This is a genomic window from Kitasatospora sp. NPDC041988, from assembly GCF_055588525.1.
The window spans coordinates 37,555-53,713 of record NZ_JBVJCO010000048.1; the positions used below are offsets into that span (position 1 = coordinate 37,555).

General features: G+C 75.0%; 12 protein-coding genes. 9 read left to right on the top strand and 3 right to left on the bottom strand.

The genetic code is table 11. The annotated features are described in order from the left end of the window. Window positions 1-220: 220 nt before the first annotated feature. The 6 genes from ACZ6NC_RS33960 (at window position 221) to ACZ6NC_RS33985 (ending at window position 8,409) form a co-directional block, all read left to right on the top strand. Window positions 221-517 carry a DUF503 domain-containing protein gene (locus tag ACZ6NC_RS33960; protein ID WP_465737711.1) on the top strand — a complete coding sequence of 99 codons (297 nt, stop codon included), beginning with the start codon at window positions 221-223 and terminating at the stop codon, window positions 515-517. Between the two features lie 153 nt (window positions 518-670). Then, entirely contained in the window at window positions 671-1,111 is a 441-nt protein-coding gene (gene rbfA, locus ACZ6NC_RS33965; RefSeq protein WP_465737712.1) for a 30S ribosome-binding factor RbfA, read from the top strand. A gap of 2 nt (window positions 1,112-1,113) precedes the next feature. Further along, on the top strand, window positions 1,114-2,217 hold the full coding sequence (locus tag ACZ6NC_RS33970; protein ID WP_465737713.1) for a DHH family phosphoesterase: 1,104 nt from the start codon (window positions 1,114-1,116) through the stop codon (window positions 2,215-2,217). A gap of 22 nt (window positions 2,218-2,239) precedes the next feature. Next, complete coding sequence (gene truB / locus ACZ6NC_RS33975) at window positions 2,240-3,169, top strand: tRNA pseudouridine(55) synthase TruB (RefSeq protein ID WP_465737714.1); 930 nt, start codon at window positions 2,240-2,242, stop codon at window positions 3,167-3,169. 284 nt (window positions 3,170-3,453) lie between these two features. Then, complete coding sequence (locus ACZ6NC_RS33980) at window positions 3,454-7,398, top strand: hypothetical protein (protein WP_465737715.1); 3,945 nt, start codon at window positions 3,454-3,456, stop codon at window positions 7,396-7,398. A gap of 66 nt (window positions 7,399-7,464) precedes the next feature. Continuing rightward, window positions 7,465-8,409: a bifunctional riboflavin kinase/FAD synthetase gene (locus ACZ6NC_RS33985; RefSeq protein ID WP_465737716.1), complete on the top strand. Its 945-nt coding sequence runs from the start codon at window positions 7,465-7,467 to the stop codon at window positions 8,407-8,409. Between the two features lie 76 nt (window positions 8,410-8,485). Here ACZ6NC_RS33985 and ACZ6NC_RS33990 read toward each other — a convergent pair whose 3' ends face one another. The 3 genes from ACZ6NC_RS33990 to eccE all read right to left on the bottom strand — a co-directional run bounded on the left by ACZ6NC_RS33990 (window position 8,486) and on the right by eccE (window position 13,311). Further along, on the bottom strand, window positions 8,486-10,900 hold the full coding sequence (locus ACZ6NC_RS33990; protein WP_465737717.1) for a MinD/ParA family ATP-binding protein: 2,415 nt from the start codon (window positions 10,898-10,900) through the stop codon (window positions 8,486-8,488). 240 nt (window positions 10,901-11,140) lie between these two features. After that, window positions 11,141-11,908: a hypothetical protein gene (locus ACZ6NC_RS33995; protein WP_465737718.1), complete on the bottom strand. Its 768-nt coding sequence runs from the start codon at window positions 11,906-11,908 to the stop codon at window positions 11,141-11,143. Beyond that, complete coding sequence (gene eccE, locus ACZ6NC_RS34000; protein WP_465737719.1) at window positions 11,908-13,311, bottom strand: type VII secretion protein EccE; 1,404 nt, start codon at window positions 13,309-13,311, stop codon at window positions 11,908-11,910. Before eccE ends, ACZ6NC_RS33995 begins: the two co-directional genes overlap by 1 nt. Window positions 13,312-13,481: 170 nt before the next feature. Between eccE and ACZ6NC_RS34005 the strand changes: the two genes are divergently transcribed. The 3 genes from ACZ6NC_RS34005 to ACZ6NC_RS34015 all read left to right on the top strand — a co-directional run bounded on the left by ACZ6NC_RS34005 (window position 13,482) and on the right by ACZ6NC_RS34015 (window position 16,000). Beyond that, entirely contained in the window at window positions 13,482-15,161 is a 1,680-nt protein-coding gene (locus tag ACZ6NC_RS34005) for a type VII secretion protein EccB (protein ID WP_465737720.1), read from the top strand. Window positions 15,162-15,340: 179 nt separating this feature from the next. Next, a complete protein-coding gene (locus tag ACZ6NC_RS34010) occupies window positions 15,341-15,631 on the top strand; it encodes a WXG100 family type VII secretion target (protein ID WP_396325588.1) in 291 nt (96 codons plus the stop codon). A 75-nt stretch (window positions 15,632-15,706) separates the two neighbouring features. Beyond that, on the top strand, window positions 15,707-16,000 hold the full coding sequence (locus tag ACZ6NC_RS34015; RefSeq protein WP_465737721.1) for a WXG100 family type VII secretion target: 294 nt from the start codon (window positions 15,707-15,709) through the stop codon (window positions 15,998-16,000). The last annotated feature ends 159 nt before the right edge of the window (window positions 16,001-16,159 follow it).

Here is a 16,159-nt window from a genome sequence, read left to right on the forward strand (position 1 = left end):
GGGGGAAAAGGGAGGGGGGGAGGGAACACGGGAGAGCGGGAGGGGAGGGGGGGGAGGGGGGGGGGGGGGGGGGGGGGTGGGGGGGGGGGGGGGGGGGGGGCCCCCCCCCCCCCCCGGCCCCGGTCTCGCTGTGTAAGGTCCGGGAGTAGTCAGACACGGCAGTACCAGCCCGGTTCAAGGGCTGTCCCCGAGGCCTCCAGGTCGGCTAGACCTGTCATACATGTTCGTGGGAACACTCACCTTCGACCTGCTGCTGGGCGACGTCCACTCGCTCAAGGAGAAGCGTTCGATCGTGCGGCCCATCGTGGCCGAACTGCAGCGCAAGTACAGCGTGTGCGCTGCCGAGACCGGGAACCAGGAGCTGCACCGCAGGGCCGAGATCGGCCTCGCGGTGGTGTCCGGCGAAGCCGGGTACGTCACCGAGATCCTGGACAGCTGTGAGCGGTTGGTCGCCGGCCGCCCCGAGGTAGAGCTGCTCTCCGCCAGGAGGCGCTACCACAACGACGACGATGAATGAGGTCTGCGGAACGGACCGGCGCGAGTCGCCGTTCTCACACAGATCAGGACCGAGAGCGCCCACAAGGCTGGGCGCGGGCCGGTACTTTGGGGCTTGGGCCCCGACGGGCAGGCAGTACGCCCGGGTACCCGGCCCACTGCACGAGGAGGCAACGTGACCGACACCGCAAGGGCGCGCAAGCTCGCCGACCGCATCCAGGTGGTCGTCGCCCAGACCCTGGAACGGCGGATCAAGGACCCCCGGCTGGGGTTCGTGACCATCACCGACACCCGGGTCACCGGCGATCTGCGCGAGGCCACCGTCTTCTACACCGTCTTCGGTGACGAAGCCGAGCGTGAGGCCTCGGCCGCCGCGCTGGAGAGCGCCAAGGGCGTGATCCGCTCCGAGGTCGGCAAGATCGGGGTGCGCTTCACCCCGACGCTGACCTTCGTCGCGGACGCCCTGCCGGAGAACGCCCGGAACATCGACGACCTGCTCGACCGGGCCCGGGCCATCGACGCCGCGGTGCGCACCACCGCGGCGGGCGCGGCCTATGCCGGCGACGCCGACCCCTACAAGGTCCCGGCGTCCGAGCGTGACGACGAGGACGAGTAGTCATGGCGGGTGAGCCGGCGACGGCCGGTTCGACAGCGGGAACAACCACGGGGGCGTCCTCCACCACCACGGTGGAGGGTGCCCTCGCGGTGCTTCCGGGGCCGCGCGCCGAGGCGCCCGGCTTCGAGCTGGTCTGGCAGCAGGTGGTGGCGGAGATCGGCCGGGCCCGCTCGATCGACGTGATCTGCCACATCTGCCCCGACGGCGACGCGCTCGGCTCGGCCCTGGCGGCCGCGCTGGCGCTGCGCGGGCTCGGCCACGAGGTCCGGGTCTCGTTCGGCGACGACCCGCAGATCGTGCCCGAGTCGCTGGCCTTCCTGCCCGGCCAGGAGCTGATCGTGCCGGCATCCGAGGTGCCCGACACCCCCGAGCTGGTGCTCTGCTTCGACGTCGCCGCCCAGAGCCGGCTCGGCCTGCTGCACGACAAGGCCTTCGCCGCGCCCGTGCTGGTGGTCATCGACCACCACGCCTCCAACCCGGGCTTCGGCACCCACCAGCTGATCGACCCGACCGCCCCGGCCACCGCCGTCCTGGTGGACGAGCTGCTGCGCCGGCTCGGCGTCGAGCTCGACCAGTCGCTGGCCACCTGCCTCTACACCGGGGTCGCCACCGACACCGGCTCCTTCAAGTACCGGGCCACCACGCCCGCGACCCACGAACTCGCCGGGCGGCTGCTGGCCACCGGCATCCGGCACGACCTGATCTCCCGGCAGCTGTGGGACACCTCCTCCTTCGGCTACCTCAAGGTGCTTGCCGCCGCGCTCGACCGGGCCGTCTACGAGCCCGACGCGGCCGGCGGCCTGGGCCTGGTGTGGACCTGGGTGCCGTACCAGGACCTCGTGCTGTTCAGCGTCACCGTCGAGGAGATCGAGGGCCTGATCGACATCGTCCGCCGCCCGGCCGAGGCCGAGGTCGCGCTGGTGCTCAAGCAGGACCCGGACGGCACGCTGCGCGGTTCCTCGCGTTCCAAGGGCGCGGTGGACGTCGCGGCCGCCTGCGCCGAGCTCGGCGGCGGCGGGCACACCTTCGCGGCCGGGTTCAGCGCCCGGGAGGGCGTGGAGGCCGTGGTCGAGCGGTTCCGGGCCGCGCTGCGGCCCGTCAGTTGATCATCTTTAGAGAAAGAACTTGATGAAGCGCAAAGGCACCGGTCCCGACGGCCTGGTCATCGTCGACAAGCCGGAGGGCATCACCTCGCACGGGGTGGTCGCCAAGCTGCGGTGGCTGGCCGGGACGCGGAAGGTCGGCCACGCCGGCACGCTCGACCCGATGGCCACCGGCGTGCTGGTGATCGGCGTGGAGCGGGCCACCCGGCTGCTCGGGCACCTGATGCTCACCGCCAAGACGTACGAGGCGACCATCCGGCTCGGCCAGACCACCGTCACCGACGACCGGGAGGGCGAGGTCACCTCGTCCACGGCGGCGGACGGCGTGGGCCGGGAGGCCGTCGAGGCCGGGATCGCCGCGCTCACCGGCGAGATCATGCAGGTGCCGTCGAAGGTCAGCGCGATCAAGATCGACGGCAAGCGGTCGTACGCGCGGGTGCGCGAGGGCGAGGAGTTCGAGCTGGCGGCCCGGCCGACCACGATCCACTCCTTCACCGTGCACGCGTACCGGGAGGCCGTCGCCGAGGACGGCACGCCGGTGCTGGACCTGGACGTCACGGTGGAGTGCTCCTCCGGCACCTACATCCGGGCGCTGGCCCGTGACCTCGGCGCCGGGCTCGGCGTCGGCGGCCACCTGACCGCGCTGCGGCGGACCAAGGTCGGCCCGTACGGGGTGGAGTCGGCGCGGACGCTGGAGCAGCTGGAGGCCGCGGTCACCGGCGGCTCCGGTGCGGGGCTTGAGGTGCTGCCGATCGGGGAGGCCGCCGCGGCGGCGTTCCCGCGCTGGGACCTCGACGCCGAGCAGGCCAAGCTGCTCTCGCACGGCGCCCGGCTGAAGGCGCCCGGGCTGGGGGTGGACGGGCCGATCGCGGTGTTCGGGCCGGACGACCGGTTCCTCGCGCTGGTGGAGGAGCAGGGCGGCCAGGCGAAGCCGGTCGCGGTCTTCGTCGGCTGAGTCGTTCCGCTGCACGAGCCCCCTGGCGCCCCCGCGGGCGGCAGGGGGCTCTCTGCTGCCCGGGTACGGCGGCGGGACGCGCCCGCCGGAACCACTCGTGGGGAGCATGCGCGGGCCGGTGCAGAGGTTCACCCGCACGGGGGAGCGCGCGAGGTGAACCGCGGTGGTGAGCGGCGTGGGCGGGGTCGGGGCGCGCCGACGGCGGGCAGGCTCCCGGGCGGCGAGCAGGTCGCCGCGACGAGTCCGCTCCCGGGCCGGCGGGCCCTGCGGGGAGGGCTGCGCGAATGCCGGGAATCCTGGACGGCGACGAGGTGGCGGACGATCCGGGGCGGTACCTGCTGCGGATCCGCGATCTGGACGGACGGCTGCACGGGCTGGGGTTCGTCGCCGACCCGCAGGGCACCGTCCTCACCGCCCACGAGAGCGTCGCGGGCCTCGACCGGATCGTCCTGCACACCCCCGGAGGGCAGACCCGCGTCCTGGGCCCCGAGAGCGTCCTGCCGCTGCCCGGGCACGGGCTCGCCCTGCTGCGGACCGACGGCGTCGGCGGGCTGCCGGTGCCGCCGCTGCCGGTCGCGCGCCCGGACGGCGTGCTCGGCGGCCGCGACGTGGTGCTGCCCGCGCTGACCGGCGAGGACGAGCGGGTGGTGGCGCTTGCCTGCGGCCTCCTCGGCGCCACCGGGGCGGTCTACGTGCCCTCGCCGCCGGCCGGCGGGCCGGACCGCTTCCACCTGCTCGGCGGCGTGCTGCTGCTCGATCCGCCGGCCGGCGGCGGTGCCGTGGCCGTGCCCGCCGGGGCACCCGTGCTGGACGCCCGCAGCGGCGCGGTCATCGGCGTCGCCGCGCCGGCCGTCCACGCGCCCGAGCAGGCGGGCGCGCTCGCCGCCGTCCCCGCGTACGGCGGCGGGGCTGGGGAGCGCGCGCCGGAGCTGGCCGAGGCGCTGGCGCGCAACGCCGCCGGTGTCCCGGCCTATGGGCCGGCGCTCAACCTGGCGGGTGTCCTGCGGCTCGCCGCCGCCCAGGTGGCGTCCGCCGGCGCGGGTCCGGACCGGGTCGGGGCCCTGGCCGCCGACCGGGTCGACCGCCCGGACGGCCTGGCCGGGGACGAGCCGGCCGCGACGGTCACCGCCCTGGTGGGCGCGCCCGGCTCGGGCCGGAGCACCGAACTCGCCGCTCTCGCCGTCCGCCGCGGTGGCGGCGACCATCCGCTGCCCACCCTCTGGCTGCGCGGCGCCGACCTGCGGGCGGAGTCCGCCGCGCTCGCCGACGCGGTGGAGCGCGTGCTGGCGGCGGCCGCTGCCGCGCTGGGCAGCCGGCCGGTGCCCGGGCCGGACATTGTGGCCGGCCTCTGCACGGCGGCGGGGCGGCCGCTGCTGGTGATCCTGGACGGGCCCGAGGAGGCGCCCGTCCCGCTCGACGCGGCCTGGTTGCGGGCGGCCGGGGAGTGGCTGACGGCCACCGGCGCGCGGCTGCTCACGGCCTGCGGGGAGGAGGCCTGGGAGCGGCTGGCGCCGGACGGGGACGGGGGCGACGGCGGCGCGACCCCCGGGGAGCGGTATGCATGGCGTGGTGTCGAGGCCGGGGCGATGGGTTGTGGCGGCCTGGCCGGTGGCCGGTGTGTGCGGGACGGGGGCGACGGCGCTCAGGCTCCGGGGGAGCGCCATCCGTCGGATGCTGCCTGGGGCGGAGCGGCGGAGCGTGTGGCGCCGGCCGGTGGCCGGTCCGGCCCGGACGGGGGCGGCGCCGGCTCGGCGGCCGGGGAACGCCATGCGCTGGGTGATGTCGTGGACGGGCCGGCGGGTACGGGCGGCGCCTTACCGGACGGCACGGGCTGTCGCTGCCGCAAGGCCCTCGCCGTCCACCGGCTCGGGCCGCTGCCGGCCGAGGCGGCGGACCGGGTGCGGCGCCGGTACGGACTGCCGCCGGGGTGGCCGGCACCGGCGGACGCCCGGCATCCGTTGGCGGTGCGGCTGGCCGGGGAGCTGTGGGCCGAGGGGGTGCGTGGGGAGCCGCCGGGCCGGGGCGAGCTGTTCGCGGCGCAGCTGGACCTGCGCTGTCTGCGGGTGGCCCAGCGGCTCGCCTCCGACGGGCGGCCCCGGCGGCCGGGGGCCCACCGGCGGGGCGCCGGTCGGCCGGCGGGGCTGTCGCACGGCCGGGTGCGGCGGATGGCGGCCGCGGTGGCGGGCCGGGTGCACGAGGCGGCCCGGCGGATGCTGGGGGCGGAGCAGGGCGGGCTCGGCCGGGCGGTGTTCGAGGAGCTGTTCCCGGTGGCGGGCGGCTGGGCGACCGCCGTCCTGGCGGAGGGCCTGTTCGTGCCGGCCGGGCCGGGTTACCGGTTCGCGCACAGCGAGTTCTCCGACTGGCTGCAGGGCCTGCACCTGGACCTCGACGCGGCACTGCGGCTGCTGCTCGGCGAGGCCGAGGACACGCGGCCGCCGGGGGAGGCCCGCTCGGTGGCCCGGCACCGGGTCGGCCCGGTGGCGGCCGCGCTGCGGCGGCTGGCGGAGACCTGGGGCGCGCCCGCCCTGGACCCTTGGCTGCACCGGATCTGGCGGGCCCTGGACCTGCGCCCGTCGGGCAGCGAACCCGGCTGGTGGGCGGGCCGGCTGCTGGTGGCCGGGCTGGCGGCCAGCCCGGACCTCGGCGAACACCGCGCACTGCTCGGCCAGTTGGCCGTCCGGATCGCCGAAGTCGCCCCGGCGGCAGGGGGTTTCGAGCGGCTGCCGGCCGATGGCCTGGGCCGCTTCGGCCCGGCGTTCTGGACCGGTCTCGGCCTGCCCGCGGCGCAGGAACTGGAGCTGTTGCGCCGCCTGGTGACCGCCGACGGTCCCGGGCAGCCGTTCCTCGCCGCCGCGGCCGGCCGACTGCGCGCCGACCCGGCCGGTGTACTGCCGCTGCTCTGCGGCTGGTTCGACGATCCGCGTGGCCTGCCCGGCCGCCCCGGCACCACCGTCGCCGACCTCGCCCACGACCTGCTGTACGCCCACCGGGCGCTGGCCCTGGACGAGTTGACGGAAGCGCTGGCCGACGCCGCGCACCCGAGGGCGGACGCGCTGCTCACCGTGCTCGCCGCCGAGGAGCCCTCCGCGCTCTGCCGGGCGGTGGACCGCTGGAGTCACGACCGGCGGCCCGAGCGTCATGTCGCCGCCGCCGTCCACGCGTTGCGGGCCGCCCCGTACGCGCGCGGCGCCGGTGCGGAGCTGCTGGGGTTCACCGCGCTGGCCCTGCTCGCGCGGGAGGAGGAGCCCGGCCTGCACGGTGCCGCCCTGGCCCTGCTGGTCCTGGACGGGCGGACCAGGGCCGCCCACCTGCCGGCGGCGCTCGCCGTCTACCGGCGCGGCGAGGACGGCTTCCTCACCGCGCGGGCGCTGGCCCCGGCGCTGGAGAGCGACCCGGAGCCGGTGCTCGCCGCGTTCGCGGACCGGCTGGAGCGGCCGGGTGCCCAGGTCGCCGAGATCCTGCGGGTGCTGGCCGATGCCGGTCCGCCGTCGGCCGGCCGGCGGGGCGCCGAGCTGGCCGCCCGGCTGCTGCGGGCGCAGCCGGCGTCGGCCGGCATGGTCGCCGTCGACTACCTGGGCCGCCGGCTGCGGCACGGGCCGGCCGAGGAGCCGGCCGTTCGGCTGGAGCTGAGGCTGCTGCTCGGCAGCGCCCTGGCGGCCCGGGCGGCGGCCGTCCGCCGGCCTTTCGCGGAGGTGCTGGCGGTGCCGGTGGCGTCGGCCGCGGCGGACGCCCTGCGGTGTGATCTGCTCGACACCCTGCTGGCCGCCGAGGGCGACCCGGAGGTGCTCGGCGCCGTCGTCGAGCGGCTGGCCGGGCACTGCGCGGCCGAGCGGCCGGCCCGGGCCCGGGCGGTGCTGGCCCGGGCGGTGGCCGGCCTGCCGGACGCGGACGAGCTGCTGGTGCGCTGCGCCGTCCGCTGGGCGGAGTTCGCGCTGCTGCTGGCGCAGTGGCCCGAGGACGGCTGGCCGCTCCCGCCGCGCGGGCCCCGGCTGGACCGGCTGCGGGCCCTGGCGGCTGCCGGGCGCGACCCGCAGTACGCCGCCGCCGGCGCCGAACGGGGCGAACGGCCCGGCGAAGGGCCCGAAACCGGGCGCCGTGCAGGGCAGGAGGACGCCCGGGAGGACGAGCAGGTGACCGTTCGCACACCGGTAGGCCCGGCCCCGTGCCCGGCGGTGCGCCCAACCCGCCTTCCGGTGCCGAAGCAGGGGCAGGCGCATGGCACGCTATAGGGGTTCGGGTTTTGAGCGTTTGAGCGTACAGAAGGTACGCGCCGTACGGAACAAGGAGCGGTCAGGGTGCAGCGCTGGCGTGGCCTGGAGGAGATCCCCGGTGACTGGGGACGCAGCGTCGTCACCATCGGTTCGTTCGACGGTGTGCACCGCGGACACCAGCTGATCATCAACCGGGTGGTCGAGCGCGCCCGCGAACACGGTGTCCGCTCGGTCGTCGTCACCTTCGACCCGCACCCGAGCGAGGTGGTCCGCCCGGGCAGCCACCCGCCGCTGCTGGCCCCGCAGCCGCGCCGCGCCGAGCTGATCGAGGCGCTCGGCGTGGACGCCGTCCTGGTGCTGCCGTTCACCGCCGAGTTCTCGAAGGAGTCCCCGGAGACCTTCTTCCGGCAGGTGCTGGTGGACGCGCTGCACGCGTGCCTGGTCATCGAGGGGCCCAACTTCCGCTTCGGGCACCGGGCGGCCGGCGACGTCCGGCTCCTCACCGAGCTGGGCCGGGCCGCCGACTGCGGCGTCGAGGTCGTCGACCTCCAGGTGCGCGGGGCGGCCGGGGACGGCGAGCCGTTCTCGTCCACGCTGACCCGGCGGCTGGTCGCGGCCGGCGACATGGCCGGCGCCGGCGAGGTGCTGGGCCGCCCGCACCGGGTCGAGGGCGTGGTGGTGCGCGGCGCGCAGCGCGGCCGCGAGCTGGGCTTCCCGACCGCCAACGTGGAGACGGTGCCGCACAGCGCGGTCCCGGCCGACGGCGTCTACGCGGGCTGGCTGACGGCCGACGGCGAGAGGATGCCGGCGGCGATCTCGGTCGGCACCAACCCGACCTTCGACGGCACCGCCCGCACGGTCGAGGCGTACGCGATCGACCGGGTCGGCCTGGACCTCTACGGGCTGCACGTCGCCGTCGACTTCCTGGCGTACCTGCGCGGCATGGAGAAGTTCGATTCCATCGACGCGCTGCTGGACCGGATGGCCGACGACGTCAAGCAGGCCCGCGAACTCACCGACGCCGCCTGACGTCCGCGCCCGCGGACACCGAAGGGCCCGCCGGCCGGTCTCGATCCCGAGACGGCCGGCGGGCCCTTCCGCGTTGCTACTGCTGCTGGGGCGGCTGCGGGTAGCCGTACCCGGCGGGCGGCTGCGCACCGGGCTGGGGCTGGCCCTGGGGCTGCTGCCCCTGGGGGTAGCCGTAGCCGGCCGGCGGCTGGGGCTGCTGCTGCCAGTCCTGCTGCGGCGGCTGGGCGCCCGGCTGCGGCTGGGCCTGCGGGTAGCCGTAGCCCGGCGGGGGCGGCGGGGTCTGCCCCGGCTGCGGGGACCACGGCGCGCCGGGCGCGGGCTGGTTCGCCGGGTAGCCGCCCTGGCCCGGCTGCGCCGGCTGCGGATAGGGCTGCGGCTGTGCCTGCTGCGGGTAGCCCTGCTGCTGCGGGTCCGCGTACGGCTGCGGCTGGCCCGGGTACGGCGCGGCGGCCTGCGGGGGCTGCTGTGCCTGCTGCTGCCAGCCGGACTGCTGGGCGGCCTGCTGGGCGCGGATGATGTCGTCACCGACCAGGGTGGCCAGATCGAAGTACGCCTCGCGGACCTTGGGCCGCATCATGTCGAGGTTGACCTCGGCGCCGGCCGCCAGGCTCTCGTCGAACGGCACCACGATGACGCCGCGGCAGCGGGTCTGGAAGTGCGCGACGATGTCCTCGACCTTGATCATCTTGCTGGTCTCGCGGACCCCGGAGACCACCGTGATGCTGCGCTGCACCAGGTCCGCGTAGCCGTGTGCGGAGAGCCAGTCCAGCGTGGTGGAGGCCGAGGAGGCGCCGTCCACGCTCGGCGTGGAGACGATGATCAGCTGGTCGGCGAGGTCCAGCACCCCGCGCATCGCGCTGTACAGCAGGCCGGTGCCGGAGTCGGTCAGGATGATCGGGTACTGGCGGCCCAGCACGTCGATCACCTGGCGGTAGTCCGAGTCGTTGAACGTCGTCGAGACGGCCGGGTCGACGTCGTTCGCCAGGATCTCCAGGCCCGAGTGCAGGTCCTGCGAGGTGAACTGGCGGATGTCCATGTAGCTGCGCAGGTGCGGGATGGCCGTCACCAGGTCGCGGATGGTCGCGCCGGTCTGGCGCTTGACCCGGCGGCCGAGGGTGCCCGCGTCCGGGTTGGCGTCGATCGCGATGACCTTGTCCTGGCGCTCACTGGCCAGGGTCGCGCCGAGCGCGGTGGTGGTCGTGGTCTTGCCGACGCCGCCCTTGAGGCTGATGACGGCGATCCGGTAGCAGCTCATCACCGGGGTGCGGATGACCTCCAGCTTGCGGGCCTTCTCGGCCGCGGCGGCCTTGCCGCCGAACTGGAAACGCGGCTGCTGGCGCTGCTGCTTCGGCTGGCTGCGCAGCAGGCGGTCCGAGGACAGTTCGACCGCGGCGGTGTAGCCGAGCGGGGCGCCGTGCGCGGTCTGCTGCGGGGTGGCGGCCTGCTGGAACGCGGCCGGCGCCTGCTGCTGGGGCTGCTGCTGCGCGGCCTGCTGCCACGGCTGGGCCGGGCCCGGCTGCTGGGCCTGCTGGGGCTGAGCCTGCTGGGCCTGCGGGGGCTGCTGAGCCTGCTGCGGCTGTGCCTGGGGCTGGGCCTGCTGCGGGGGCTGCTGGTAGGTGTTCGGCTGCGGCCAGCCGGCCTGCCGCGGGTCGACCGGCGGGGTCTGCGGGCCCGGCGCCTGCGGGGCTGCGGTCCAGGCTGCCTGCGGGTCCTGCGGCGGCACGGGCTGGGCGTACGGGTGCGCCTGCTGCGGGACCTGCGGCGGCTGCACCTGCGGGACCGCCTGCTGGGGCAGCTGCTGCTGTGCGGGCTGCTGCGGGTCGGCGTACGGCTGGGGCTGCTGCTGCGGCTCGGCGTACGGCCCGGGCTGCTGGGGCGCCGTGGGGGCGGCCGGCGGCCAGGACTGTGCGGCGGCCTGCGGCTGCTCCGGGCCGGGGCCGGGGACCGGCGTGGCCGCGGCCGCGTCGGCCGACGGAACGGCGAACGGCACGTGCTGCGCCTCGACGTGGGTGGCGGGCGCGGTGGCCGCGGCCGTCTCCGGGGCCGGGACGGGGGCCGGCGCGGGGACCGCCTGCGGCGGCACCGCAGGCCCGTCCGCCGCCGGAACGACGGGCGGCATGGCCAGAACGGTCGGCACAGGCTCCGGCGCGGCCACAGGAGCGGGCGCAGGCGTCGCGACCGGTGCCGCCTCCGACGCGGGCACGGGCGCAGGGGCCGGCACGGGCGCGGGACCAGGCGCGGGCAGCGGCGCAGCCGCCGTCCCCGAAACCGCCCCCGGCGCACCGGCCGTCGTCGCCGGAGCACTCACCGCACCCGGTGGCCCGCCCGCCGCACCGGCCGCAGGCCCGGGCGCCACCGGCGCGGCCGGAGCCGCGGCGGCCTCCGTCTGCACATACCAGGACGGGGGAGAGTAGTCGGGCGCGTCGGACCAGTCGTCGTCGTCCTCCGCCGCGTTGTCGCCGACGTAGACGCCGTCCCGATCGCTGCTCACCTAGGGCTCCCTCGTGTTCGCCGCCGCTGTTCGCGGTGCCGTTGCCGCATCAAAGACTAGGCCGTACACCAGCCCCCGTTGAAGGCGGAGTCTCATCTCGCCGGGCAACCGGCGGGTGATCACCGGGTCGGAACCGGGGGAATCCGGGCGGGCACCGGGGTGGCACCGGCGGAGCGGCGGGGGCGCGGCCGGAAGCACGGCCGGGGAGCACCGGGGCACCGGCGGGGGCGCGCACCACGGTCAGTCGATCCGGCGCGGACCGCCCAGGACCTGCTGCTCGGCCTGCCCGGCGATGGCCCGGACGTACTGGCGGCGCATCCGGGTAGTCCAGAGCGTCATGTCGTCGCCGAGGGTGGGCAGCGAGGCGACGTCCTGAGGGCCGAGCGACAGCACCCGGCCGATCAGCTCGGCCTCCTGCGGCGAGACCCGCTGCACCCCGACCAGGTCGGCCGCGTTCAGCACCCGGGCCGCGTTCGGGCCCAGGTAGGGCAGCAGGGTCAGGGTGGTCTGCCAGGGCGCGGCAGAGAGCCGGCTGCGCGGCGGGCGGACACCGAGGTCGCGCACCACCAGCACCGGCGAGTTCACCGAGGCGCCCTGCGGGCCGAGCCGGCCGACCTGGTGGATGGTCACGCACGGCTGGCCGCCGCCGGCGGCCTGCGCCATCGGGCCCCAGAGCTGTGCGCGGGCGGTCTCGACGGCGATCCGGGCGCCGGTGGCGGCCGCCCGCAGCGCGATGACCTGGGCGGTCCAGACGCCGCCGACCAGGACGAGGTCGTAGGCGCTGGGCCGGAACAGGCCGAGGACGGCGGGCTGCTGCTGCACGTCCTCGCCGATCAGCACGCCGTCGTCGCCGACCGGGAAGGAGAGCGCGCCGAGGTCCTCGACGGTCAGCACGTGCTTCTCCCGGCGCGGGCCGCGCAGCCCGAAGCCGGGCAGGATGCGCGGCCGGACCCGGGGCTGTTCGGCGCCGGGCTGCGGGCCGGGGGCCGGATAGGTCTGGTAAGCCATCAGGAAACACCTCCCAGGGGCAGGGTGGCGAGCATGCCGGGGGCCTGCTCCAGGTCGAGCCGGGTCAGGCCGAGGCCGGCGCTCTGGGCCCGGGCCTCCACCTGGCGGCCGACCTGGACCACCTCGCTCTCGCTGCGCCCGGTCACCCGGACGTGGCCGCTGATCGTCACCGAGCCGCCGGTGCCGTGACCGGCGGTCAGGCTGAAGGTGCTGGCCAGCGCGGGCGAGCCGGTGACCAGGTTGACGAGGTCCGGTGCGGCGATCCGCCCGGGGGAGCCGCCGGGGCGGCTGAGCTGCGGCCACCGGGAGACCCAGTAGGTGCTGTGCCAGCGGTCGTCGATCCGCCAGAACCGGTTGCTCTCCTGGGTGCGGCGCCCGCTGCCGCCGCCGCTGCCGGTGCCCTGACGGCCGGCCACGGCGAGCGGGTTGGCGCAGCTGGAGATGGCGAGTGCGGCGATCAGCTCCCGCTCGTCCAGCACGGTGGCGTTGAAGCCGGCGCTGTTGAGCCGCCCGGCCAGCTGGTCGGTGACCCGCTGGAGCGCCTTGCGGGCGCCCTCCTCGCCGCCGCCGCGGGCGAGGACGGCGGTGGCGGCGCGCTCCGGGTCGAGCTTGAGCGCGACCCAGGTCAGCCGCAGGCCGGGGGTGGCGGTGCCGTCCGGCAGCTCCCGGTAGGCGCGGGAGGCCAGCGACTGCTCGGGCAGGTGCGGGGCGGGCGCCGGCTGGGTGTGCTGGACGACCTGGATCGACTCCAGGGTGATGTCGTCGACCTGCAGCGCCGAGCAGACCACGTCCAGCGGCAGCGGCAGCGCGGTGCGGACCGGGCGCAGCGGCTGGTCCTTGGCCTGGACGAGCAGGACCGAGCTGAGGAACGTGCCGTCGCCGACCATGCCGGTCTCGCGGCGCATCGGGCGGCCGCCGAAGTCGGTCTCGGTGGCGTGGGTGTACGTGCGCAGGGCGGGTTCGAGTTCCAGCGCGGGGGCGAGGGCCGGGTCGGTGCCGGCCGGCGGCACGTTGGTCCGGGCCTGCTTGCGACGGGCCTTCAGGGTCGAGCGCACCAGCAGCAGCTCGGGAATGGTCCGGCCGCGCAGCGGGATCACGGCGAGGACGACCAGCGTCAGCGCGACCGCGCCGAAGGCGCCGGCCATCGCCTTGCTGATGGTCCAGCCGACCGCCACCAGGGCCACCGCGACCTCGACCAGCACGAGTTGCTGGAGCCTCAGCCGGCCGCCGAGCAGCCCGGGCCGGGGGTGGACGCGCACCGGGACGGCGGAGCCGGGGCCGCCGGTGGGCGTGGGCAGTGGCGCGGAGCCGGAGCCCGGGTCGTGCTGCGCCCGCCGGCCGGACCGGCGCGACCCCCTGCCCTGTGCCGTGCTGCGGCGCCCTTGAGCGGTCTGGCTTGGCATCCCCCGAGTGGCCCTCTCTGATCAGTTGTCGCGGCCCGGTTGGCCGGTTCGCGAACCGTACCCGTACCGTACTCACCGTCTGCTGCCGCATCGTAGAGGGTTCGAGGTTGCTCTCGCCCGGCGGGTGCGGACTCACGGGGCAGGTCGGTCGGACAGGGGAGACGACGAGGATGGCATCACGCCGGGACGAGCTGAACGCCTACACGTTCGCCCGCAAGCGCACAGTCGGGGCTTTTCTGCTGCCCGGCGGCGGGGGCAGTGACGAGGACGCGCCGCGTCCGGTCAAGGCGATCCTGCCGAGTGTGGTGGTGGGCGCGCTGGTGGTCGGCGGGTTCGGGCTCTGGGGCGTGTTCAAGCCGAGCGCGCCGGTGGGCTGGGACGACGGCAAGAACATCATCCAGGGCAAGCAGAGCACCACCCGCTACGTGGTACTGACGGACCCTGACAGCAAGATCAAGCGGTTGCACCAGGTGCTCAACATGGCCTCGGCGCGGCTGGTGCTGCCGGCCGGCGCCAAGGTGGTGGTGGTCGCCGACGACGTGCTCGACAAGTACCCCAACCACGGCCCGACGATCGGCATCCCGTACGCGCCGGACAAGCTGCCGACCAAGGACAACGTCACCAAGGCGATGAAGTGGTCGGTCTGCGACCGCCCCGGCTCGGACGACAAGCAGGAGACCGTCAACCAGGCGGTGTTCGTGGCGGGCGGCGCCGACGCCAAGGCGCTGGAGGCCAAGGACCGGGTGCTCGACGTCGACCAGGCGCTGCTGGTGCAGCAGAAGGACGACCAGCAGGTGACCGTGCAGCCGGGCGCGGGCCAGCCGGCGGCCGGCCAGAGCAAGCTGAAGCTCTTCCTGATCGACGCGAAGGGCCGCAAGCACGCCATCGCCCCGAACGATCCGGACGACACCAAGACGCAGCTGATGGGCGCGATCTTCGGGACGATGGCGACCTCCCAGCCGGTCAAGAAGGAGTGGCTGGACACCCTGGTGAACGGCAGCGACATCGTCTTCCCGAAGATCGACGGGCTGGTCCCGGACGCCAAGGCCCCCAACTCCTCGGTGGCGCTGCAGAACGCGGAGGACCGCAAGGTCGGCCGGCTGGTCAAGGCCGGCGACCGCTTCTACGTGGTGGGCAAGGACAAGCTGTACCTGATCACCCAGTTCCAGGCCGAGTTGATCCGTCAGAACCCGGCGCTGCAGCCGCTGTACAACCAGGACGCGAACAAGAACCCCCGGATCGACGACATCACGCCGGCGGAGCACGCCGCGCTCAAGAGCGACGTCCCGCTGATGGGGGAGGGCGGCAAGGACTGGCCCACCAGGACGGGTGCGCCCGCCAACAACTGGCAGGCGCAGAAGGACGCGAAGATGGTGCTCTGCAGCACCTTCGACGGCGTGGCGGAGGACGGCAAGACCCCCCGTCGCAGCGTCTGGGCGGGCCCCGACTACCCGGTGAAGTACGGCGCCGGTGCGGCCGTCTCGGCCCATGTGACGCCCGGTCTGGGCCTGTACTACCGGGCGCTGGACAACGGCGTGGACGGCTCCGGCAGCGACTACCTGATCACCGAGACCGGCCTTCGGTACGCGGTGCCGGCCAACAGCACCGGCGGCAAGGGCGGTTCCGCGACGGCGCCGCCCGGGCAGCCGAGCCCCAGCGCCACCAAGACCCCGTCGGCCCAGCCCACCGACCCGGCCGCGCCGCCGCAGCAGGAGGAGGCCGGCGGGAACCAGGCCCGGCTCGGCTACCAGGGACTTCAGCCCGTACCGGTGCCGCAGCAGTGGTCGAACCTGGTGCCGGCCGGTCCGGCGCTCAACTCCAAGAGCGCGGCGCAGCAGCAGAACGCCTGACCGTCCCTGTCCGGTAAAGGAATTGGTCCCAGTGTCATGGTCTCGTAACTAGCAGTTGCCCGGTGTTGGGTCGGCTGCGTGTGCCGACTACAGTTCTGCAGGACATCACACCGTGATGCGCGGAGTGGCCGGAAACGGCTGCCCGGACACAATGTCTGTCTCATGGGGGACGGTAGAGCATGGGTCAGTTCACGACGACCGCTCAGGAGATGCTGGCTTTCGCCAAGCACATGGACGAGGTCATCGGCAAGATTGACGGCGAGATCAAGAGCCTCAACGCGCTGGTCGACTCGGTCAAGGGCGGCTGGAAGGGCCAGGCGGCTGCGGCCTACGGCAACCTCCAGACCGAGTTCAACCAGGACGCGGCCAAGCTGAACGAGTCGCTGCGGGCCATCAAGGGCGCGATCGAGATCACGACCAAGCAGTACTCGCAGACCGACGCGGACCAGCAGACCGCGTTCAAGGCCTGATCCCTGCTTTCTGCCAGGTCAGTCATCGACGTCCCCGGCTGAGGGTCGACGTCGCCATCTCGACAAGGAGACACTGTGTCCGACGGCCAGATTCTGGTGAACTTCGAGACCGTCCGAGGTGCCGGTACTCAGGTTCGCAACACCGCCAACACGATCAAGAACCAGCTCGACGAGCTCAAGAGCGGCGTCAACAAGATCGCCCAGAGCTGGCAGGGTGCCGCGCAGGAGGGCTACCGCGCCCACCAGGCGCAGTGGGACCAGCGCGCCGCCCACCTGCAGGAGACGCTGGCGAAGATCGCCACCGCTCTGGACCAGGCGGCCGAGAGCTACAACAACACCGAGAACAGCAACAAGAAGCTCTGGACCTGACGGAGCTTGAGCCCCTCTCAGGGGCGTGAGTGACTCCGCCGAAGGGGGGGGGGGGGGGGGGGGGGGGACCCCCCCCCGCAGCGAAAACACAAGGGGGGAGAAAAGGGGGGGGGGGGGGGGGGTGTGGCTAGAGAGACGGAGAGAGACCCTAAAATGGCG

Coding starts and splice junctions, on each gene's coding strand:
- ACZ6NC_RS33995 (WP_465737718.1), bottom strand. CDS start 11,908: ATGGCTTACCAGACCTATCCGGCCCCCGGCCCGCAGCCCGGCGCCGAA.
- truB (WP_465737714.1), top strand. CDS start 2,240: ATGAAGCGCAAAGGCACCGGTCCCGACGGCCTGGTCATCGTCGACAAG.
- ACZ6NC_RS33970 (WP_465737713.1), top strand. CDS start 1,114: ATGGCGGGTGAGCCGGCGACGGCCGGTTCGACAGCGGGAACAACCACG.
- ACZ6NC_RS34005 (WP_465737720.1), top strand. CDS start 13,482: ATGGCATCACGCCGGGACGAGCTGAACGCCTACACGTTCGCCCGCAAG.
- ACZ6NC_RS33980 (WP_465737715.1), top strand. CDS start 3,454: ATGCCGGGAATCCTGGACGGCGACGAGGTGGCGGACGATCCGGGGCGG.
- ACZ6NC_RS34010 (WP_396325588.1), top strand. CDS start 15,341: ATGGGTCAGTTCACGACGACCGCTCAGGAGATGCTGGCTTTCGCCAAG.
- eccE (WP_465737719.1), bottom strand. CDS start 13,311: ATGCCAAGCCAGACCGCTCAAGGGCGCCGCAGCACGGCACAGGGCAGG.
- ACZ6NC_RS33960 (WP_465737711.1), top strand. CDS start 221: ATGTTCGTGGGAACACTCACCTTCGACCTGCTGCTGGGCGACGTCCAC.